21 protein-coding genes and 1 other annotated feature are annotated in these 23539 nt (G+C 27.9%); of the genes, 2 read left to right on the plus strand and 19 right to left on the minus strand.

Features of this window, described 5'->3' with window-relative positions; genetic code table 11:
- Position 1: 1 nt before the first annotated feature.
- From OM90_RS03825 to OM90_RS03835, 3 genes are all read right to left on the minus strand, one after another.
- Positions 2-223 (minus strand): FeoA family protein, encoded by a 222-nt coding sequence (locus OM90_RS03825; RefSeq protein ID WP_058485564.1) that lies wholly within the window; start codon positions 221-223, stop codon positions 2-4.
- A 10-nt stretch (positions 224-233) separates the two neighbouring features.
- The gene (locus OM90_RS03830) at positions 234-443 is read right to left on the minus strand and encodes a FeoA family protein (RefSeq protein WP_058485565.1); all 210 of its coding nucleotides are present in this window, start codon (positions 441-443) and stop codon (positions 234-236) included.
- A gap of 185 nt (positions 444-628) precedes the next feature.
- On the minus strand, positions 629-1357 hold the full coding sequence (locus OM90_RS03835) for an N-acetylmuramoyl-L-alanine amidase (protein WP_064505486.1): 729 nt from the start codon (positions 1355-1357) through the stop codon (positions 629-631).
- 150 nt (positions 1358-1507) lie between these two features.
- On the opposite strand from OM90_RS03835, the gene OM90_RS03840 reads away from it, so the two are divergent.
- The gene (locus tag OM90_RS03840; protein WP_058485566.1) at positions 1508-1720 is read left to right on the plus strand and encodes a helix-turn-helix domain-containing protein; all 213 of its coding nucleotides are present in this window, start codon (positions 1508-1510) and stop codon (positions 1718-1720) included.
- A gap of 3 nt (positions 1721-1723) precedes the next feature.
- On the opposite strand, the gene OM90_RS03845 is transcribed toward OM90_RS03840, so the two are convergent.
- The 14 genes from OM90_RS03845 to OM90_RS03910 all read right to left on the minus strand — a co-directional run bounded on the left by OM90_RS03845 (position 1724) and on the right by OM90_RS03910 (position 17827).
- Positions 1724-3511: an ABC transporter ATP-binding protein gene (locus OM90_RS03845; RefSeq protein ID WP_058485567.1), complete on the minus strand. Its 1788-nt coding sequence runs from the start codon at positions 3509-3511 to the stop codon at positions 1724-1726.
- Positions 3511-5244: an ABC transporter ATP-binding protein gene (locus OM90_RS03850; RefSeq protein WP_058485568.1), complete on the minus strand. Its 1734-nt coding sequence runs from the start codon at positions 5242-5244 to the stop codon at positions 3511-3513. The genes OM90_RS03845 and OM90_RS03850 overlap by 1 nt, the downstream gene beginning before the upstream one ends.
- Positions 5245-5518: 274 nt before the next feature.
- Positions 5519-5944: a universal stress protein gene (locus OM90_RS03855; protein WP_058485569.1), complete on the minus strand. Its 426-nt coding sequence runs from the start codon at positions 5942-5944 to the stop codon at positions 5519-5521.
- A gap of 536 nt (positions 5945-6480) precedes the next feature.
- Positions 6481-7101, minus strand: coding sequence for a metallophosphoesterase (locus OM90_RS03860; protein ID WP_330381823.1), 621 nt, complete (start codon positions 7099-7101; stop codon positions 6481-6483).
- Between the two features lie 238 nt (positions 7102-7339).
- A complete protein-coding gene (locus OM90_RS03865) occupies positions 7340-8095 on the minus strand; it encodes an amino acid ABC transporter ATP-binding protein (protein WP_193391924.1) in 756 nt (251 codons plus the stop codon).
- Positions 8096-8111: 16 nt separating this feature from the next.
- Positions 8112-8756 (minus strand): amino acid ABC transporter permease, encoded by a 645-nt coding sequence (locus OM90_RS03870; RefSeq protein ID WP_242860857.1) that lies wholly within the window; start codon positions 8754-8756, stop codon positions 8112-8114.
- Between the two features lie 10 nt (positions 8757-8766).
- On the minus strand, positions 8767-9624 hold the full coding sequence (locus OM90_RS03875; RefSeq protein WP_058485571.1) for an amino acid ABC transporter substrate-binding protein: 858 nt from the start codon (positions 9622-9624) through the stop codon (positions 8767-8769).
- Positions 9625-9738: 114 nt separating this feature from the next.
- A complete protein-coding gene (locus OM90_RS03880; protein ID WP_058485572.1) occupies positions 9739-10479 on the minus strand; it encodes a response regulator transcription factor in 741 nt (246 codons plus the stop codon).
- Between the two features lie 14 nt (positions 10480-10493).
- Positions 10494-12290, minus strand: coding sequence for a sensor histidine kinase (locus OM90_RS03885; RefSeq protein WP_058485573.1), 1797 nt, complete (start codon positions 12288-12290; stop codon positions 10494-10496).
- Between the two features lie 98 nt (positions 12291-12388).
- A complete protein-coding gene (locus OM90_RS03890; protein ID WP_058485574.1) occupies positions 12389-13729 on the minus strand; it encodes a glycoside hydrolase family 30 protein in 1341 nt (446 codons plus the stop codon).
- A gap of 28 nt (positions 13730-13757) precedes the next feature.
- Complete coding sequence (locus OM90_RS03895) at positions 13758-14558, minus strand: carbohydrate ABC transporter permease (protein ID WP_058485597.1); 801 nt, start codon at positions 14556-14558, stop codon at positions 13758-13760.
- A 67-nt stretch (positions 14559-14625) separates the two neighbouring features.
- Positions 14626-15501, minus strand: coding sequence for a carbohydrate ABC transporter permease (locus OM90_RS03900; RefSeq protein WP_058485575.1), 876 nt, complete (start codon positions 15499-15501; stop codon positions 14626-14628).
- A 92-nt stretch (positions 15502-15593) separates the two neighbouring features.
- Entirely contained in the window at positions 15594-16925 is a 1332-nt protein-coding gene (locus OM90_RS03905; RefSeq protein WP_058485576.1) for an ABC transporter substrate-binding protein, read from the minus strand.
- Between the two features lie 347 nt (positions 16926-17272).
- Positions 17273-17827, minus strand: a complete 555-nt coding sequence (locus OM90_RS03910; protein WP_058485577.1) for a rubrerythrin family protein — start codon at positions 17825-17827, stop codon at positions 17273-17275.
- Between the two features lie 249 nt (positions 17828-18076).
- Here OM90_RS03910 and OM90_RS03915 point away from each other — a divergent pair, with 249 nt between their 5' ends.
- Positions 18077-19183, plus strand: coding sequence for an HD-GYP domain-containing protein (locus OM90_RS03915; RefSeq protein ID WP_058485578.1), 1107 nt, complete (start codon positions 18077-18079; stop codon positions 19181-19183).
- A gap of 16 nt (positions 19184-19199) precedes the next feature.
- Here the strand turns inward: OM90_RS03915 and OM90_RS03920 are convergent, their stop codons facing one another.
- Together OM90_RS03920 and ileS are read right to left on the minus strand one after the other, a co-directional pair.
- A complete protein-coding gene (locus tag OM90_RS03920) occupies positions 19200-19784 on the minus strand; it encodes a hypothetical protein (RefSeq protein WP_058485579.1) in 585 nt (194 codons plus the stop codon).
- Between the two features lie 188 nt (positions 19785-19972).
- The gene (ileS, locus tag OM90_RS03925; protein ID WP_058485580.1) at positions 19973-23089 is read right to left on the minus strand and encodes an isoleucine--tRNA ligase; all 3117 of its coding nucleotides are present in this window, start codon (positions 23087-23089) and stop codon (positions 19973-19975) included.
- A gap of 47 nt (positions 23090-23136) precedes the next feature.
- Positions 23137-23359 (minus strand) — a binding site (T-box leader).
- Between the last annotated feature and the right edge of the window lie 180 nt (positions 23360-23539).

The raw sequence follows: 23539 nt of genomic DNA on the forward strand, positions 1-23539 counted from the left end.
TTTACTCTACCTCTATCATTTCCGCATCTGACTTTCTAATACTAAGCTCATAGTCTCTTACATTAACCTCTATAGGATCTCCTAAAGGTGCTACTTTCCTAACAAAAATTTCTACTCCCTTAGTAATTCCCATATCCATAATTCTTCTTTTAACTGCTCCTTTTCCATGGAGTTTTAAGACTTTAACTTTTTCTCCACATTGAACATCTCTTAAAGTTTTCATATGCTCACCTCTAAATATAAATTCTATTAGCCATAGATTTGTCTAAAGCTACCCTTGTATTTTTAATATTTAAAATAACATTTCCTCCCATTTCTGAAACAACCTTCACTTTTTCTCCTTCTACAAATCCTAAACTTCCTAAAAATTTTCTAACTTCATCTTTTCCTGTAATCTTTTTTATGTAATTTTCTTCCCCATGTTTTGCCATAGTAAGTAACATATCCATCCTCCTCACTCTCAATTGATTTGCAAATAATTAATAATTGATATTAATTATCAATATCATAGTATATTATATCACAAAATAACCCTTTGTCAATAATTCTATGTTTTTATATAAAAATACTTGCAAAAGCAATATTTTTTCTGCTCTTGCAAGTATTTTAAAAATCCTATTTATATAATTTATTCTTTTTTTATTATTACTGTTTTACTTTCATTATCCCATTCTACTATATATCCTAATCTATCAAGCAGTCCTCTTACTTGCACATAACTAATTCCTTCCTTTAAAAAGCCTGGTACTCCAAATTTTTCTCCTTCAAAGTCAAAATTAACTATATTTTTATAAATTATATTTTTTTGTATTTCTTTATTATTATTTATCATCTTATCTCTAACTTTATTTTTAAATTTTTCCCATTCATCCAAATTATCTACAAACCATTTATGACAATCTTTACCTGTAATATCATAATGTCTATATAAATCTGTTAATGGATTTAATTTATAAGTTAAACATAAATCTTTACATAATTCAACCAAAGAATTATAAGTTTCTTCTGTCATCTTTCCATCCCAATCTATATGAGTGCATTCTATTCCTATAGTAGTATTATTAGGATAGTTTCCTAGTTTTTTAATTGCTTCCTCTTTATAACTATCAGCTCCCACATGATAAGCTATTTCTGATAGGGGAATGCACTGTATTATATCCCCATTTAAATCTATTATATAATGAGCAGAGCCATATCCCATTTCCCCATATTTACGATTTTCAAAAAAATCTCTATTAGCTTTTGCATAAGTATTAGGATTGGCTACCCAATGTACTACTATCCCTTTTACAGATTTTAATTTTTCTCCTGGACGACTGTATTTGTTAATACTTAATAAATCTTTTTTTATATTCATTATTAAAACACCTATCCTCTTTTTTAATTACATTATATTACTAATTTGTTTTAAAATTCAATGATATATTTTAATTTCTTGTTTTTTTTATTTAAACGTATTATTATTTAATAAAAGAATATAAATATTTATTAAATATAGGAGGATATTATGTTTTTTGAATTTATAAATAGAAATAAAACTGTAAAAGAATTAAGAAAAAATCAAGGATATACAGTTAAAGAATTAGCTTTTAAACTTAAATTAGATTCTTCTGATATAGCTAGGATAGATTCTTTAAAATTAAAAGAAGTACCAAAGCCTATAAAAGCTAAGATACTTCCTGTATTAAGAGGAGATTATATGAATAAAATCCCTTGGTAGGTATTAATTATGTTCCTTTATGAATTTAAATTGGGCATTAAATAATTCGTAATATAATCCTCTTTGTTTTATTAATTCTTCATGATTTCCCATTTCTTTTATTTCTCCATCATCTATAACCATTATCCTATCGGCATTTTGTATGGTAGAAAGTCTATGGGCAATTACAAAGGCTGTCCTTCCATAAAGAAGTTTTTCTATGCCTTTTTGAATTAGTCTCTCTGTTTTTGTATCTATACTTGATGTAGCTTCATCTAAAATCAATATCCTAGGGTCAGCTAGTAAAGTTCTTGCAAAGGCAATAAGCTGTCTTTGCCCTACAGATAATCTTGAACCTCTCTCATTTACGTTAGTATCATAGCCCTTTTCTAATTTAATAATAAAATCATGGGCACAAACTGCCTTTGCAGCTTTTACTATTTCTTCATCTGTAGCGTCCAATTTACCATATCTTATGTTATCTTTTATAGTTCCAGAAAACATAAATGTATCTTGAGTCATAATTCCCATTTGACTTCTAAGACTTTCTATTGTAACAGAATTAATATCATGTCCATCTATTAATATTTTACCTTTTTGATTTTCATAAAATCTACTTATTAAATTAACAATAGTAGTTTTCCCTGCACCTGTAGGACCTACTAAAGCTATAGTTTCCCCAGCATTAACATGAAAATTTATATTATTTAAAATAAGTTTTTCTTCATCATATGAAAAAGATACATTTTTAAAGGTCACATTTCCCTTTATTTTAGGAAGAGGATAAGCATTTTTACTATCTTTTATCTCTGGTTGTATATCTAATATTTCAAAGATTCTTTCGGCTCCTGCCATATTAGTTATAAGGGTATTATAAAAGTTACTTATATTTACAATCGGCTGCCAAAAAATTGAAATATATCCTGTAAAGGCAACTAAAAGCCCCACAGTAATATCCCCTGTATTTAACATATTAACTCCGAACCAAAATACTATTACAGAACCAATTCCCCAAGAAATCTCTGTTAAAGGCCAAAATAAATCATTCATCTTAACAGCATCTACAAAAGAATTTTTCACATCACTTAAAAGTTTATAAAAAACATTACTAGTATGTTCTTCTAATGTAAAACTCTGCACAACCCTAATCCCCGAAAAATCTTCATGGGTATAAGCATTCATATTTGAATTCTTTTTACGAAATATTTGCCATCTTCTTCTTGATACTATCTGGACAATAAACATAGTTATAAGTAAAAAAGGCAGGGTAGTAAGAGAAATTAATGCTAATTTAAAATTCATAGACATCATAATAACAACTACTGTTATAATCTTTATAAGATCAGGAATAAGATTTGTTACACTATTAGTAAATAATTCATTTAAGGAATTTACATCACCTATAATCCTAGCTAATATTTTTCCTACAGGCCTATTATCAAAAAATGAAAAGGATAAACTCTGTATGTGAGTATATAGATTTTGCCTAATAGTTAAAAGAATTTTATTACTTACCCTTGACATAATCATTATCCTTTTTCTACTACAAAACATGGCAATAAGATTAGCTAAAACTATTAAACCCCCTAATAAAAATAATCCTTTTATATCTTTTTTTAAAATATAATGGTCTATCCCTATTTTTAGAAAATATGGATTTAAAAGTTCTGCAGCTATAACTACTCCCATAAACATTAATGTTTTTATAACTTCTAATTTGTAATCTTTTAAATAAGATAATAGTCTAGTAATAATCTCTATGTTTAATTTTTCTTCTAGTTTTTCATCTTCTTTATAATTATTTCTAGCCATTATATCACTTCCTCTTTTACACTTTTAAATCCTTTAAACTGCTGGCAATAAATATCATAATATCTCCCTTTTTTCTTTAAAAGAGTCTTATGATTACCTCTCTCTACTATTTTTCCTCCTTCTAATATCAATATTTCATCGGCATTTTTTACTGCAGATATTCTATGAGCAATTATTATCTTAGTTATTCCTTTTCTTCTTTCTATTGCTTTTTGAATTTGATATTCTGTTTCCATATCAAGGGCTGATGTTGCATCATCTAGTATTAGAATAGGACTATTTTTAATAAGAGCTCTTGCAATGGATATTCTTTGTTTTTGTCCTCCTGATAATCCTAATCCCCTTTCTCCAATAACTGTTTTATAGCCCTCTGGCATCTTAAGTACAAAGGAATGAACATCACTATCCTTTGCCGCTTCTATTAATTCTTCATTAGTAGCTTCCATATTACCAAATTTAATATTTTCTTCTATGGTATCAGAAAATAAAAAGGTATCTTGCATAACTACTGATAAATTTTTTCTTAAAGTTTTAAGATCCATATTTTTTACATCTATTCCATCTACTAAAATCCTACCTTTAGTACTATCATAATAACGTCCAATAAGATTTATAATAGAACTTTTCCCTGAACCTGTACTTCCCATTATTCCTATGGTTTGTCCTGGTTTAGCTTCAAATGAAATATCCTCTAAAATCTTTGTTTCATTAAGTTCTAAGCCTACTTTATCAAATACTATATGTCCTTTTATTTTCTTTGGTTTTATAGCGTTTTTAGGGCTTGTTATTTTAGGTTTTTCTTTAAATATTTTTTCTAGTTTTTTACTAGATGCCATAGCTTGAGCTAAAATATTTGTAAGCCATCCAAGCATTCTCATAGGCCATATAAGCATAAATATATAATTACTAAAAGCTACCAAGGTTCCTATGGACATATCTTCTTTAATAACTAAAAATCCTCCTATAGTAGTTACTGCAACTATAACTAAATTAGATAAAAACTCAATCCTTGGATTATATTTACCCCAAATAGAAGCTTGTTCTAAATTTAGATTAAAGTTTTTTTCATTTTCCTTTAAAAATTTCTCTATTTCATATCTTTCTCTTCCAAAAGCTTTAACTAATCTAACCCCTGCAATATTTTCTTGGGCAGTAGTATTAAGTACAGCACCTTGGTCACTTATTTTCTCATAGGCTTCTCCTATCTTTTTTTCTAGCTTTAGAGCAATAAATCCAATAAAGGGCATAAATGCTAAACAAATTAAGGCTAATTTAAAGTTCAAAGTAAAAAGCATAATAGAAGCAACTATAAAATATAAACCTTGTTCTAAAAAAAGCATTATTCCAAAGCCCACAGCTTTCCAAATATTATCTACATCTTCTTTTATCCTAGACATAAGTTCTCCTGTATTAATTCCATCAAAAAAGGAAAAAGATAAGCTTTGGATATGTTCAAATAAATCCTTCCTGATATTAACTACTACCTTAGAACTAACTACATCAAAAATCATCTCTTTAGCATAACCTAATATTCCTCTACTAATGGTAATTCCTATTAAGGCTAAAAGAGTTCTTTTAAAAATACTAAGATCTCCTCCTAAAATAACATCATCAATTATAATTTTATTTAATTGAGGATTAAACATATCAAGTATTAAACTTATCATCATAGCCATAAATCCTAAAAAATAAATCTTCCAGTATCTAAAAAAATATTTAGCTACTCTTTTCATAATTTCCTCCTTATGTAACAACCCTATTAAAAGACGCAAAAAGGCCATGGATAACAATACCCATGACCTAATTTATCGTATGAAAATAGATATATTATTATCAAATAATATACCTACTTGAGGTAGGGTTGTTATAAATCTTATTTAAGTTAATTATTCTATTGGTTTTTCTTGTTGTTTTAATGATTAACATAATCCTACCTCCTTTTCGAAAATTCTATGATATCTATCATAATTTTTTTAAACTTACTTGTCAAGATTTTTTATAAATTAATTACGAAAATGCCTTTTCATCTTTTATATTTAAAGGTTTCTCTCTTTCTAAAACCATAACTTCTACTTCAGGAGTAGTTGATGTAATATAATTTTTTATATCTTTTGTTATAAGCCTATGAATTTTACTTCTCATAGTTTCTCCTAATACTAACTGTGTAATATTCATATCTTTTATAAACTTAACTATTCTCTCTGGCACTTTATCATCACATACTACATGAACTTCTCCACCTAATTCTGAAGCATAATCAAATAGCTCTTCAAATAACTGAGCCGAATCATTTTTAGATAAAATACTATTTCCATGTTCTACATGAAGTATGTGTAATTCCCCTCCAACTCTATTAGCTAATTCTGCACCCTTTTTAATTAGTCTCCTACTATTTTGCTGAATAGTAATGCAGACTAATATCTTTTGTGTCATTAGATCCCTCCTCTTGGAGATGTTAATAAATTTTTCATCTCTCTTTGATTATACCATAATCTATAAGGATATACTATTATACAGTTTAAATTTAATATTATAATCCTCCTCTATTTTAATTTTAAATTTTATTCTTACTTTTCATCAATAATTAATACGTATTTAAAATTATTTTGTATGATAAAATTCTTAATTAAATTATATGTGTTATTAAACTGTAAAAATTTTGTATTAAATACTAATTAGTAAATTTTTGGCTAGTTATTTAAAAAAATTATAATAATGTTCTAATTTTACTGGTCCTTCAATAATATCTCTATCAATAAACATTATCCCATCTTGTTTTGTTTTTACACTCCATTTAACTAACATAATGCAACCATTTACTATTTCTATCCCTGTTATTCCCCTAGGGTGAACACAGCAACCATCATTAAAATATGGCGGCTCCCATAAATCTGGAAAAGAAGGTCTATGGCTGTGTCCTGCAATGAGTATACATTTTTCTTTAATTACCCATTCTATTAATCTCTTACCTATTTTTTCTTTTTTACGATAATTTTTGCTGGTCTTGTAGGGTCATTTACTCCAAATAAATTTAAAGGTCTCCATATATATCTCACTAAAAACCTAGCTATTTCCCATAAAGTATAATTTAAAAAATCTACTTGATGCCCATGTATTAAAAGAATTTTTCTCCCTGTAATCCTATGTTTTAAAACTAATCCTTCATGAATTTTTATATTAGGAAATAAAAAACAATATTCTTTACTAGATTCGTTAAAATATTGAAATAAATGTTTTTTGACAAATCTCTTACTTTTTTTCACCATATCGTGATTCCCATAAATAAAAAATAACCTGCCTTCTTTATAAAATTTAGACAGAAGCCAAAAAACATCATTATGGGTTTGTATGGCCTCACAAATATTATTTTCCCAAAGTTCATCTCCATCCCCTAATTCTATATAAGTATAATTTTCATGGTAATATTTAACTAAAGCTGAAAAATAAATATTTTGGTTTCTTGCAAAATCATCGGACCAACTTCCATCTCCTCTATGACAATCACTCATTAAAATAAATTTAGACGAATCATCAAAGAGAATTTCGTCTGCGGAATTAAAAACTTGGGATATATGTTTTAATCTATCCATTTTTCCCCCACTATTTATAATTTTTTATACTATAATATATTCCTTAATTCATTTATAAATAACATCTAAAACTTTTCTATTTTTTAATAAAATTAATTTTAATATCTTTTTTAAATTTGTAATATCCAATAACTTAATAAAAAATGTTAAAAGAGTAGTAAGAAATTATCTTCCTACTACTCTTTTTGATTTATGGTAATAAATAAAAAATATATTTAGTAGTGTTAAGTTATATTTTTTATTTTAAAATTTTTTCTAGGAAAGCTTTAATCCTAGGATGATCTGGATTATTAAATAGTTTATTTGGTGGAGCATCTTCTATTATTTCTCCTTTGTCCATAAATACTACTCTATCCGACACTTCTTTTGCAAATCCCATTTCATGGGTTACTATAAGCATTGTCATATTTTCTTTGGCAAGATTTTTTATAACTCCTAAAACTTCTCCCACTAATTCAGGATCTAGGGCTGATGTCGGTTCATCAAAAAGCATGATATCTGGCTTCATAGCAAGAGCCCTAGCAATGGCTACCCTTTGTTTTTGTCCCCCTGAAATTTGAGAAGGATAAGAATCTTTTTTATCTAGAAGTCCTACTTTTTTAAGAAGTTCTTCTCCTAATGATACAGCTTCTTTTTTATCTAATTTATTTACAATTATAGGAGCTTCTATTACATTTTCTAAAACTGTTTTATGGGGAAAAAGATGAAAATTTTGAAATACCATCCCCATTTTTCTAACTCCATCTTTAACATCTTTACGAGGAAGAGATATCCTTTTCCCTTTATCATCAAAAGCTGATATAGGAATTCCTTCTATTTCAATTCTCCCTTTATCAATTTGTTCAAGAAGAATAAGAGAGCGAAGAAATGTGCTCTTCCCTGAACCTGAAGGCCCTATAATAGAAATAACTTCTCCCTTTTTAACTTCTAATGATATATCTTTTAAAACTTCTAAACTCCCAAATTTTTTACTTATATTGTCAACATAAATCATTTTCATATTAAAACTCCTACTCATAAATGGAATACTTTTCTTCTAACTTTCTAAATATCCATACAATAATAGAGGTTAAAACTAAATAGATCACTCCAGCTATTACAAAAGGAATAATTGTATATTCCCTAGCCACTATCTGATTGGCATTTCTTAATAAGTCTTCCATGCTAATAGCAGTTACTAAGGCTGTGTCTTTTACTAAAGTAATAGCTTCATTAGAAGTAGCAGGAAGCACTCTTCTTATAGTTTGGGGAAGTATTATTCTTCTCATAGTTTGGGGATAACTCAGCCCTAAAACCTTAGCTGCTTCATACTGTCCCTTATCAATAGATAGTATTCCACCCCTAAATATCTCTGTAAAATAAGCTCCATAGTTTAAAATAAATGTTAAAGAGGCTGCTTGAAATTTGCTAAAATTAATTCCTAGAAAATGAGGAAGTCCAAAATAAATAAAAAATAATTGAAGCAAAAGGGGAGTTCCTCTAAAAATCCAAGTATAAAATCCAACAAAAGAAGATAATAACTTAGATTTAGAAATCTTCCCTAAAGCTCCTAAAACCCCTAAAGGAATAGATAAAACTATAGTAACTATATAAAGTTTTAAGGTAATTAAACTTCCCTTTAATATATATATAATCATTCCTAAAATATCAGACACAATTATCCTCCTATTTTACGACAATATCTTCTCCAAACCACTTTTTAGATATTTCTGCCGCTGTACCGTCTTCTTTAAGCTCTTCCATAATCTTATTTACTTCTTCAACTAACTTTTTATCAGTTAGTCTAAATCCTATACCATAGGATTCTCTTCCAAAGTCTTCTTCTAGAACCTTAAAATTATCAGGTTTTTTAGATATATAGTATTTTCCCACAACTTCATCCATAACTGCTGCGTCTAAACGTCCTGCTTCAAGTTCCATAAGTACTGTAGTATTATCTGGATAATCACTTATTTCTTTAATGGAACTGGCTGTTTCACTATCAGCATTTAAAGCCGTTTCTGCACTACTTCCTGTTTGAAGTCCTACGATTTTACCTTCTAAGTCTTTTTTAGTTTCAATATCTGAATCACTTCTTACTATTATAATTTGTCTATTATTTAAATATGGGTCAGAAAAAGCTATTTCTTTTTTTCTCTCTTCTGTGATGGATAATCCATTCCATATAACATCAATATTTTTTCCATTAAGCTCCATAGTCTTTGCATCCCAGTTAATAGGTTTTAATTCTATTTCTACTCCCATTCTTTTTGCTACTTCTCTTGCAAGGTCTATATCAAAACCTACTATCTCTCCACTTTCATCACGAAAGCCCATAGGTGCAAAAGTATCATCTAAACCAACAACTAAAACTCCCTTTTCTTTTATTTCCTCTAAAGAATTATCTATTTCTTCTAAGGAAGTATCTTCTGCTAAAGAATTGTCTTCTTTAAGAGTTTCTTCTGTATCTTTACTACCACATCCTACAGAAAATAAAGCTATAACTAAAATACTACATAGTAAAAGTATAATATTCTTTTTCATTTTAAATCCCCCTGTAAGTATTTATATTTACACTGCAGATACTATTATACTTTACTATATTAAATTTGTAAACTATTAAAAAAATAACCCTGTGCATTTTATTTATACACAGGTTTATAAACTCTTTCTAAATTTAGAAGGGCTTATTCCCTTTATTTTTTTAAATACTCTAGAAAAATATTTCTCATCACTAAATCCTACTTTGTAAGCTACTTCATAAGTTTTAAGTGTATTATCATAAAAGTAGTTACAAGCCCTTTCTACTCTAACTTTATTTAAATATTCAATAAAACTACACCCTATAGTTTTTGCAAACAATGTAGTTAAATATCCTGGAGTAACTCCTACTTTTTCAGCCACTTCTTTTAAAGAAATATTATCCATATAATGTTCGTTAAGATATTCTATAGCTATATCTACAAATCTATTTCCGTGTTTATCTATCCTGTATTCTGATGAATTATCGTCTATATTATTATCTGATTTTATCATATTTTCTACTTTAGCTAAAATTTCTGTAGATCTACAAGGTTTTAAAAGATAATCCTCTGCTCCATATCTAAGGGCCTTTTGGGCATAGGAAAACTCATCATATCCACTTAATATAATGGTTTTAGGACAAATCCCCGCTTCCTTAGCTTCTTTCATTACCACAAGACCATTTTTATAAGGCATTTGTACATCAATTAACATAACTTGTGGTTTATACTTAAATATTTTATCTATAGCTTCTCTACCATTACTTGCTGTATATATTTTATTTATTAATTTACTGTGTAACTCTATATATGTTTTAATACCATTACGGATGTTATCTTCATCATCTGCAATTAATAATTTTACTATAGACTCCATAATAAGATACCTCCTTAATTTTCATTAGAAGGGATTTCTATTATTACTATCGTTCCTCTATTAATTTTACTTTTAATATCTAGCTTAAAATTTCCTTGATATTTTAATCTTAATCTTTCTTTTACATTTTTTATAGCATATCCACTAATTCTTTTACTTGAATATTTCATTGGTTCTTCTTTTTCTAATATACTATTAATTTGATCTTTAGTTAACCCAATTCCATTATCACTTATTTTAAATAATAAATATCCTTTATTAAGTTTTCCAGTAACTTTAATAAATCCCTTTCTTCCTGTATTTTCTAACCCATGAACAACAGCATTTTCTACAAAAGGTTGCAATATTAATTTCGGTATCTTATATTCTAATATATTATCATCAATATCAATTAAAAAATCTAACTTTTTGTTAAAACGCATTTTTTGAATTTGCAAATAATGAAAAATCAAGTTTTTTTCTTGCTTTACAGAAATTATACTTTCACCTTTACTTAATATGGAACGAAATAATTGAGACAAAGAAAAAATATCTTCTGCTAATTTTTCACTTCCCCCATTTAAAGCTTGCCAATACAAAGAATCCAAGGTATTATACAAAAAATGAGGATTTATTTGAGCTTGTAAAGCATCATATTCACTTTGTTTTTCTCTTAAAACCATAATATAATTTTGTTCAATTAATTTTTTTATATCCTTAACCATATCATTAAAACAAGCTGATACTTCTCCTATCTCATCATAGGCTACTACTTCTACTTTCTGATTAAAATCTCCTTTTTTAAATTTTTCCATAGATTTATAAAGCCTATATAATGGTTTTGAAATTATATTAGAAGCTAACATGATTAAAGGCCATGAAAACACTAGCAAAACAACAAGAAATATTATAGGAAAAATTTTAGCACTTTGAATCTGAGAAAACCAATTTTCTTTAGGAACTATATAAAATATATATCCATCTTCATTTTTATTTTGACTAGAAAATATATAGTAATTATTATACTCTAAATATTTTTCCTTAGATATTTCATAATACTCTAAATTTTTTATATATTCATAAACTAAACTATTAATTTCTCCAAAATTTATTAATTCTTCTTTATTTTTGTTAAATATAATTATTCCTTCATTTTCTTTATATAAACCATTTTTTAATAGTTCTCTATATTTATCAGTATCTATCCCTATTACTAAATATCCAAGAGGCTTACTTTTTGAATAATTAAAGATGACCCTAGATACTATAATTTTATCAGATTTATTATTAATAAATAAATCACTATCATCTTTACTAATCCTAGTCCATACATAATCTCCCTGAACTTCATAGGCTTTTTTATATATTTCAGTATTATGAATTTTATCAATATCTTTATTTAGTACACTAGTATCTCCGCTAAAAGAAAATATTGTAACCCCATTTTCTGGGTATAATATCATTGTCTTAATATAACCTTTAACGGATATCATATCTTTTACTAAATTCATAGGAGAATTCTTTTCCCATATAAGAGTATTATCTATAATAGGGGAGTTTTCTTGTGCGTTTAAAATATAACGTATATCACTATTTATACATAAATATGTTAATAAATCTTCAACATCCGACTGAAGATAATTGATATTTTCGTTAATACTATTAACTAAATTTTGATAAAGCTTAGACATATTATCTACTACTTCTCTAGAGCTTTTTATATACATGTAACTACTTATAAATAAAAGTATTGGCACTATAACCAAATACATGGATATAATCATTTTATATTTTATCTTAAGTTTTAAAAACCAATTTTTTATCCATCGCACAAAAGCCTCCCCCTCCTATTTATACATAAAAAAATTTATTATTAAATAACAGTTTTCCCTTCTCCAATTAAATAATTTTGAATTTATTTACATTTAATTTATCTATTAATAACACAAGTAATGATTGATTCTGAAGGAATAAAAAGATTAGTATATTCTTCATAAAGTCTAATAGAGGTTTGAAAATCATCACTAAATCTATTTAAAATAATTAAAACTATAGATTTATCTGGATTTTCAAAAGCTGTAACGTCTAAGGCATCAGTATATTTAGAATATCCAATTCTAACCGCTCCCGGCTTTATATAATGACTAAAATGTTTAATATAACTAAGAGTTTTACGTTCTATTAATTTACCCTCTTGTATATCATATAAAAAAGGAGCATCACAGCAATTGCCAACATGATTAGGCCCTCCATTTTCATCTAATAGAATATTCCAATCATAAAAAGCACTCATTCCATTATTAAGATTTCCTATTATATCGTGGGCATATCTTTGTGCATTAAAAAGTCTATCTTCTTTACTATAATGAGAATATTCTATACAAGCTTCAGATAAAATTAATTTCTTATCAGGAAACTTTTCATTTACTAAATTTAAAGCCTCAAAATGATCCCCACTATACCAATGAAAAGCTATACCTGTTATCATATGATTAGTATCTTCATCAATAATTTCACAAGCTCTTTCAAAAATTCTTTCTTTATTATGATCCCATATAAATATTTCTACATCAGTAAGATTATTTTTTATCATTTCAGGATACAAATAATCTCTTAAAAATTCTTTTTCTTCTTTTGCTGAATAAATGCAAGAATCCCATATTTGTACTGCTCTTGGTTCGTTTTGGATAGACATTCTTTTAACATTATAGCCCCTATTTCTAAACTCTACAATATACTTGCATAAATATCTTGCCCAAAATTCTTTATACTCTTCTTTAAGACTTCCACCATGATTTCTTTCTCCATTAGTTTTCATAAAAGCTGGTGGAGACCAAGGACTAACCATAATTTCTATCGGTCTTCCCATATATTTTTGCACATCATCTACAAGGGGAAAAATATACTTCTCACTACGTTTAAGACTAAAAGAGTACATATTTATATCTTCTTTATCAGACATGGCTTCATAATGCCCTAAGGAAAAATCACAACTATCAAGATGAATACGTGCTAAACGATAATTCATATTATCTTCATCGAAATAAGTACTAATAAGTTGATGCTTTTGTTTTTTATCCATTTTACTATAAACATATCCGCTAGACTCCGTTAAAGCACCTCCAAATCCTTCAAAGGTTTGATATCTCATATTGGGATAAATATTAATTACTTTATGTTCTACTCCATTATCTTTTATAAATTTCATATATTGAACAAATTCATTTTTTTTATTATTTAAAAATCTAGTAACTACACACTTTAAATTCATATAATTCTACTCCTTTGATTGATATATTTTATCCTTTAACAGCTCCCATAGCAACTCCTTTTGTTATGTGCTTATTTAATATAATATAAATAATTATTGCTGGTAGAGCAGTTAAAGCCATTACAGCAAACTGCACTGCATAATCAGAAGAATACTGTCCTGTAAATTCTAATACAGAAAACGGTAATGTCTTCCATGTTTTACTTCTTAAATATGTACTAGCCATCATAAATTCATTCCAGTTGTTTAAATAAGTCATAATTGCTACTGTAGCAACTGAAGATTTCATTAAAGGAGCTATAATTATTAAAATTATTCTATATACTCCACATCCATCAATTAAAGCTGCTTCCTCTAATTCCTTTGGAATAGCTTCCATGAATCCTGAAGTTAAAAATAATCCCTGTGGAAGAGAAAAGGCCACATAAGGAATTAATAATGCCCATATAGTATCTGTTAAACCTACTCTGTCATATATTATATAATTAGGTAAAAGTGTTGCATGAATAGGAATCATCATTCCAAGAAGTAAAAAAGTTTTTACTGCTGTTTTTAACTTCCATATCATGCGAGTAGTTGCAAAAGCAGTGATAATAGAAATGCATATTACCAATACCAGCGATAAACCATTAATAAGTAAACTATTTTTTAAATAAAGTAAAAAATTTCCATCAACAAAGGCTTTTACATAATTTCCCCATTGAATTTTTTTAGGAATAATTAAAAGTCCAGTAGTAAAAAGTTCATTACTACTTGCTAAGGAAAAATCTAAAAGCCAAATAAGAGGAAAAATTTGAATTACAGCTACAATACTAAGACATATCATCATAATTATCTTACTTACTTTAGTTTTTTTATTATTTTTTATTTTAGTTGTCACCTATCTCTCCTCCCTTCTATGCATATTCTTTTTCTGAAAAGATTTTATTTAAAATTATAGTTGACGCAAGGCAAATAATAATAAATACAACACTTATAGCATTACCGTAACCATATTTAAAGGAATTAAATGCCTGTTTATATAAATAATTAGCTAAAAACTGTGTTTCGTTTCCCGGTCCTCCATTAGTTAAAAGATACACGGTTTCCATTTGTTTTAAAGCCGCAATAATAGCAAGAGTTACATTAACTTGAATAACTGGTTTCATAAGGGGTAATGTAATCTTTAAAAATGTAGTTTTTGCATCTGCTCCGTCAATAGCAGCAACTTCATACAAAATAGGATTTATATTTTTAATTCCTGCATAGTAAATTAACATTCCCCAACCAAATCCATGCCAAATAAGAACAATAATAACTGACCAAATAGCCATCCCTTTTCCTAACCAATTTATTTCATTAGTATATCCAAACAATTTTAGAATATTATTTAGAAGTCCAAAATTTGGATTGTATATGAACTTCCAAAGATACGCTATAATAGCAACTGAAATAACATTAGGAATAAAATATATGGTTCTAAAAAATCCTTCTGCCTTTCCTTGAAGTTTATCTAAAATAGCTGCTGTAATAATTGCTATAGGATGTTGAATGAATATAAATCCTAAAGCTAAAAATAAAGAATTTCTAAGAGATACCCAAAATACTTTATCTTTTATTAAATTTTTATAGTTTTCAAATCCAATAAAATTTGCCTTTCCTATACCAGCAAAATCTGTTAAACTATAATATAAACTTAATAAAATTGGAGTTAATATAGCAAATACAAAGGTTATAATCCCTGGAATTACTAAACTTAATATTATCCATTTATTACTATATAATTTTTTCACTAACTTTCTCCTCTCCTTTATCATTAAAAATATTGCTGTCTTAAAATATTTTAATACTTTAAGACAGCCTTTTATTTTTAAAATTTATTTTACTACTTAGTAGCTTCTTCTAATTTTTGAATAAATTCTTCTGGTGTTATAGCTCCTATAGCAAGTTCTTGACATAAATCCTCACAAACTGTTTTAAATGCAGATGTTCCAAGGTCATTAATTGGTGTACCAGTAATACTTGTAGCTTCCATTAAAATATTTGTAAAAATTTTTTGGGGAACAGTTTCATCTCCTGTTAAATATCCTGAATAATCTTGAGCTGACATACCTACTCCATTTTGCCAAGTAAGTTTTGACAAGTTTTCTGGTTTCATCATATAATTTAATAACTTAATTGCTTCTTCTTTTACAGGTGAATTAGCTGAAATTGAATATCCTACACCATTCCATGCTGCAATATCTGTTACTTTTCCTTTTCCTCCCTCTACTTCTGGCATAGCAAATACTCCTATATTTTCACGAATTTCGGGTAAAACATCCGGATTTGTAGCTATGGACATTTCCCAATTACCCATATAGTACATAGCTGCTTGACCATTAGCAAATAAATTAAAGGCTGTAGCATAGTCTGTTGTTTCAAAACCATTTTGAAATAATCCTGCTTCTACAGATTTTCTCAAAAGTTCTGCTGCTTTTTTATAAGTAGGATCAGAAAAATCCCCATTAGCAATAGATTGACTTATTTTATCTCCATTATCTCCGTCTATCTTAGCTATTAAATCATTAAGATAAATAGCAAGAGGCCATTTATCTGCTCCATCCATACTAACTGGAATTAACCCCGCTTCTCTTATTTTCCCTGCTAATTCTATAAGTTCATTATATGTCTTAGGAACTTCCCATCCATTTTCTTCAAATATTGCTTTGTTATAATAAAATCCCATAATATCCGTACTTCTTGGAAGTCCGTATAATTTACCATCTTTACTAAAACCATCTAAAGCACCTTTAACAAACCCATAATCCTTATAATCTTCAGGATTTAATTCTGCTAGTAGTCCCGCATCAATTATTTCATTTATAAATGCTGGCTGTCCCCACACACCAAGTAAATCAGGCATTTCACTTGATGTTGCATAAGCTTTAAATTTAGTTTTATAAGTTTCACCATCTAATGCTTCAACTTCAATTTTGATATTGGGATTTTCTTTCATATACTGTTCAAAAAGTATTTCTTCAATCAATCCTGTTCCTGTTTTTCTATCTGCTAAACCTGTAAATACGTGTATGGTTATAATTTCTTCCGATGCATTTTCATTATCAGTTTGAGATTGTGTACTATCTGAATCAGAATTCATTTGATTCCCTCCACAAGCAACTAATGAAATTGATAACATTACCATAATTAGTGCTGATAACAACTTTTTTTTCATACTATTTTCCTCCTTTTTTTATTTTACTTAAAATATTTTTGTATATTATCTTAATTGTATTAGGATTATAACACTATATTTTTATGCATAACAGATAATAAATTTATAAAATAGTGGACTATTTTTAAATTAAATGATATTTTTTTAGAAATTTTGATTGCTACTATTATTTTTTTGTAATATCATATAAATAAAATAATATTTATAAATCTATTTAATGTAAATTACACAAATACTATTTATAAATTATTAATAAATTTTTTATTTAAAATCATTGTTTATTTAAAAGTAAAAAAGAGGTACTTAAAAGTACCTCTTAATTGTTTGTATTACTTAAATTACTAAAATTATTTAAATTCTTTAAATACTTTCTTTTTAGCTCCACAGATTGGACATACCTCTGGCGCTTCATCAAGAACTGTATAACCACAAACAGAACATATGTAAACAGCTTCAAGATCATAATCTTTCCCATTTTTCGCTGCTTCTTGCGATTCTTTAAACATCTTAGCATGGATTTTCTCAGCCTCCAATGCATAATGAAATGAACGTTTTGCTCCTTTTTCTTCTTGTAATTCTGCAGTATTTAGATAAACTGGATACATTTGTTCTACTTCATGAAGCTCTCCATCAATTGCTCCTTGAAGATTTTCTACTGTATTCCCAACTCCAAAAACTCCACCAGCAGGAACAGTATAATCTCCCTTTTGTTCTTTTAGTACGTTAAAATGATTATTAGCATGAACATATTCTGCATAACTTATAGCTTCAAACAATGTACCTATATTTTTAAAGCCTTCTTTTCTTGCCACTTCAGCCCAGATAAGATACCTCATATGAGCCATACTCTCTCCACCATAAGCCGAACGTAAAAAATCCGCAGTCATAGCATTATTAACCATATTATTCCTCCTTATTGATATTTTATTGTATATTTATTATATTACATAATTTATACCATATCTATACATATGTATTTATTTTTTTAATATTTATAATATTTTAAATACATTTTTTCGACATAATTCATCAAATTTTTATAATTTTCAACATTTATAGGCTAAAATCACTGTGGAAAATAATTAAATTTTGTTTTATAATTAATTTAGCTTACATATAAATTAATTTTTATTTACTTGAGGAGGCTTACTATGCGTTTAGTTCCATTACAACATTTATATGGCGGAGAGATAATTGCTAAAGATATTTTTGACGAAAATGGAAACCTCCTTCTTGCAAAGAACACAAAATTTAAGAACTTTTATAGATTCAAATTGGAAGAACGCGGCATTAGTAGAGTATATATTACTGACTACTTTTCTGAGGGTATAGAAGTTAAGGATGTAATCCCTGATAAAATAAGAGTTCAATCTTTAAAATCTATAAAAGATATGGTTTCTTTATTTAAATCTACCCAAAAAATAAAAATAGAAAAAATACAAAATGCTGCTATGGAAATTGTAGATAGTATATTAGAAAATAAAGAACTATTATATAATGTAGCAGATTTAAAAACTAAAGATAATTATACTTATCTTCACTGTATTAACGTTAGTATATTATGTGTAATGGTTGGTATAAAAATGGGAGCTAATAGGGAGTATTTAGAAAAATTAGCTATAGGAGGAATACTCCACGACTTTGGAAAATTATTAATTCCTGACGAAATCTTAAATAAACCTGACAAACTATCCAATGAAGAATATGAAATTATTAAAAGACACACTATCATCGGATATGAAATCCTTAAAGAAAGCTCTATGCTTACTCCAATAAGTAAGGTTATGATTCTTTTACACCATGAAAGAATAGATGGAAGTGGATATCCTTTAGGTGTATCTAAAGATAATATTCATGAAAGTGCAAGAATTTGTGCTATTTGTGATGTATTTGATGCTATGACTAGTACAAGAGTTTATAAAAAAGCTTTTAGTGTTGTAGATACTCTAAGCGAAATGGAAGAAATGACTAAAAATAAATTGGATGCTGACATATTTAAAGTATTTCGTAGTATTATTTCCTATTATCCCGTAGGCTCAACTGTTTTATTAAATGATAATACTATAGCCATAGTGGAACAAAACAGACCTGATTACATAGATGCTCCTATTGTAAGAGTGATATTTGATTTAAATACACAACAAGAAGTCTTTAAACAAGTAGATTTACATATAGAAAAAAATTTAGAAATAGAAAAAGAAATAGTATTAGAAGAATATATAGATAATTCTTGTATTATTAAAGCAAAAGAGGGCTAAATTTTTAGCCCTTTTTTTAATAATATGAATATGGATATCCATAATATGGTGTTTGATAGTAGTAATTTCCATAATATGGAGTTCCGTAATATGGATATCTTCTTCTGTATTTTTGTCTTCTTCCATATATTTCAGTAAGTAAAAGAGCCCCTGCTAGTGAACGAACTAAACGACTTCTTGGAATCCTTTGTCTATCCATATCCTCTTCTTCTAAAATCTCAGGCATTTCGTTTACTATTCTCTCATAAACCCTATCTACTATTTGTTCTATTATATTATTATCTAAATATTCATCATATATAGGACTACCCTCATAATCCATTCTATCACATTCACATTCTATGTGTCTTTGAATTTTTTTATTAAGATCTGAATGCATTTTTTTAATATGTTCTAAATCTCTTTCATTCATATCACACATATATTCATACATATTCATTTGGCATATTCCTGGATACATCCCATGTTGCATCATCGGTTGTTGCATTATTGGTTGTTGCATTGCTGGCTGCTGCATCATCGGTTGTTGATTTTCTGTTTGTTTCATTTGCTGTTGTTTTTCATTATAACAAGATCTATCTTGCTTATAATTTTTAGGCATTATTCCTCCTCCTTATACCATATTTTTTACTCAATACCAATATATTCATTTTATTCTATTTGGTTCGTATTATAAAAATATGAGGAGGGTAACTTCTTATAAAAGTAAAACTATTAAATTAACTAAAAATGATTTTTAAATATTAACTTAATAAGCACAAATAAAAAAGCAGGAATATTCCTGCTTTTTTAAGCTTTTTCTACTGCCAAATTAATATTTTCTTTATTTATATTCCACTCTTTTTTATATCCTTGGCCATCTCCTTCGGTAATTACTTTACCTAGCACTTCTCCAGCTATTTTTTCTTTGTTTTTTTCTATGATTTTTGCCAATTTTTCATTTCCACTATAATATACATTAATATAATCTTGTACTTCAAAATTAGCTTCTTTTCTCATAGTCTGAATCTTGCTAATAATTTCTCTTACAAAACCTTCTTCTATTAATTCTTCAGTAAGATGAGTATCTAAGACTACTGTTACATCTTTTTCACTTTCTGCTACAAAACCTTCTTTTTGTTTTGTTTCTATTAAAAGGTCTTCTTCATATAATTCTACTATTTCTCCATTAAAGTCAAAAGTTAATGGTTTACCACTTTTTAAATCATCCATTGCTTTATTTCCATCAATTTCAGCTAAAGATTGTCTTATATTATTTACTAATTTGCCATATTTAGGCCCTACAGTTTTTAACTGTGGTTTAAATGAATAAGTAGTAAAATCAGATACATCTTCAGTAAATATTACCTCTTTTACATTTAATTCATTAGCTATTATTTCTTTAAAGCTTTCTGGTAATTCTTTATTTGATTTTACATACATTTTTCCGATAGGTTGTCTATTTTTTATATTAGCAGTATTTCTGCAAGCTCTACCTTGAACTACTATTTTTAATACTTCATTCATATTTTCTTCTAAAGACTTATCTATAAAATCTTCATTTACCTGTGGATAATCACATAAATGTACACTTTCTGGAGCATTTTTATCCACATTAATCACAAGGTTTTGATAAATTTCTTCAGCCATAAATGGAGTAAATGGAGCAGTTAACTTTGTAAGTTCCACTAATACAGTATAAAGAGTCATATATGCATTAATTTTATCTTGAGGCATATCTTTATACCAAAAACGTTCTCTACTTCTTCTTACATACCAATTACTTAAATCATCTACAAATTCTTGTAGAGCTCTTGCGGATTCTATTATTTTATAATTTTCAAGACTTTTATCTACAAATTTAATCAAAGTATGAAGTCTTGATAAAATCCATTTATCCATTAAAGATAATTTATCATATTCTAATTTATATTCTGTTGGATTAAATTTATCAATATTAGCATATAGTACATAAAAGGCATAGGTATTCCATAAAGTACCCATATATTTTCTTTGAGCTTCACTTACAGCTTCTCCATAAAATCTACTTGGAAGCCATGGCGCACTATTAGTATAGAAATACCATCTAACAGCATCTGCTCCTTGTTTATCTAAAACGGACCAAGGATCGACTACATTACCCTTATGTTTACTCATCTTAAGTCCATCTTTATCTTGTACAAGACCTAAAACAATTACATTTTTATAAGGAGGCTCATCAAATAAAAGAGTTGAAATAGCAAGTAAAGTATAAAACCATCCTCTTGTTTGGTCTACTGCTTCACTAATAAAATTTGCTGGGAAATGTGCTTCAAATTTTTCTTTATTTTCAAAAGGATAATGCCATTGTGCAAAAGGCATAGACCCAGAATCATACCAGCAGTCAATAACTTCTGGTACTCTTTTCATATCTTTTCCACACTTAGGACAAGTAAGGTATACATTATCAATATATGGCTTATGAAGCTCTATATCTTCTGGAACATCTTTACCCATCTTTCTTAATTCTTCTATACTACCTATAACATGACGATGTCCACAACTACATTCCCAAATTGGAAGAGGTGTTCCCCAATATCTTTCACGACTTAATCCCCAGTCTATAACATTTTCAAGGAAATTACCGAAACGTCCATCTCTAATATTTTCAGGAAGCCAGTTAATTTTCTTATTATTTTTAATTAATTTATCTCTTACTTCTGTCATTTTTATAAACCAAGTATCTCTTGCATAATATAAGAGTGGGGTATCACATCTCCAGCAAAATGGATAAGAGTGTTCATAATCCGCTGCTTTATAAAGAAGATTTCTCTCATCTAAATTCTTTATAATCTCTGGATCTGCATCTTTTACAAATACACCTTTCCAAGGTGTTACTTCATCTACAAACTTTCCTTGCTCATTAACAAGTTGAACAAAAGGAAGGTCATAGATACGTCCAACTCTAGCATCATCTTCCCCAAAAGCTGGAGCTGTATGAACTATACCTGTACCATCTGTTAAAGTTACATAATCATCAGCTACAACATAATATGCCTTTTTATCTACCTTAGCAAAATCAAATATTGGTTCATATTCTAGTCCAACTAATTTTTCTCCTACTATTTTATCTATTATTTCATATTCTTCATTTAATACAGTATCAGCTAAAGCTTCTGCTAAGATATAAACTTCATCAGAGCATTTTGCTTTTACATAGGTTTCTTTAGGATTAACTACTAAAGCCACATTAGAAGGCAGTGTCCATGGAGTTGTTGTCCAAGCCATTAAATATACTTGTTTTTCCCCTTTTACTGGGAATTTTACATATACTGAAGCTTCTTTTACATCTTTATATCCTTGAGCTACTTCATGACTTGATAGGGATGTTCCACATCTTGGGCAATAAGGAACTATTTTATGTCCCTTATATAATAATCCTTTCTCCCATATTTTCTTTAAAGACCACCAAACAGATTCAATATAATTATTATCATAGGTTATATAAGGGTCTTTCATATCTACCCAATAACCTACTCTATCACTCATTTTTTCCCATTCACTCTTATACTTCCAAACACTTTCTTTACAGTTTTTAATAAATGGTTCTACTCCATAATTTTCTATTTGAGGTTTTCCACTTATACCAAGCATTTTTTCTACTTCTAATTCTACTGGAAGTCCATGGGTATCCCATCCTGCTTTTCTAAGAACATTATATCCTTTCATAGATTTATATCTTGGAATAATGTCCTTTATAACACGAGTTAAAATATGCCCTATATGTGGTTTCCCATTAGCTGTTGGAGGACCATCATAAAAAGTAAATGTAGGTCCATCTTTTCTAGCTGATAAACTTTTTTCAAATATATTGTTTTCTTTCCAAAAATTTAATATTTGTTTTTCCCGTTCGACAAAATTAAGATCTGTAGAAACTTTTTTATACACGATACACCCTCCATTCCTCTTTTATAATAAAAAAACCCTTCATCCCTAAACAGGACGAAAGGCATCTTTCGCTATACCACCTGATATCAAGCTTCTCACATACCATTTATATGCCTTCCTGTTAACGGTGGAATGCCGTCAGAGCCTACTATTATTTTTCAGTCTGCCACTCCAAGGTGATTTTCGATATCTTCTTCATCTTGGGCTTCCACCATCCCCAATTCGCTATGGACTCCAAAGATATCTACTTGTCCTTTTCTTTGTGTTTATAATTTATTCCTATATAACTCAATACATTATTATAAAAAGATTTTTTATATTTGTAAAGGGATTTTTAATTTTTTGTAATTTTATTAAATAAAGGTTCGTTGTAAAATTAAATGCAACAGATAAAAAAATATAAAAAAAATAATTGACAACCATAGTGAGAAATCATGTATGATTTAGGTG

Origin of the sequence: Defluviitalea phaphyphila (assembly GCF_001466305.1) — a bacterium.
In the GTDB taxonomy this organism is placed as follows: domain Bacteria; phylum Bacillota; class Clostridia; order Lachnospirales; family Defluviitaleaceae; genus Defluviitalea_A; species Defluviitalea_A phaphyphila.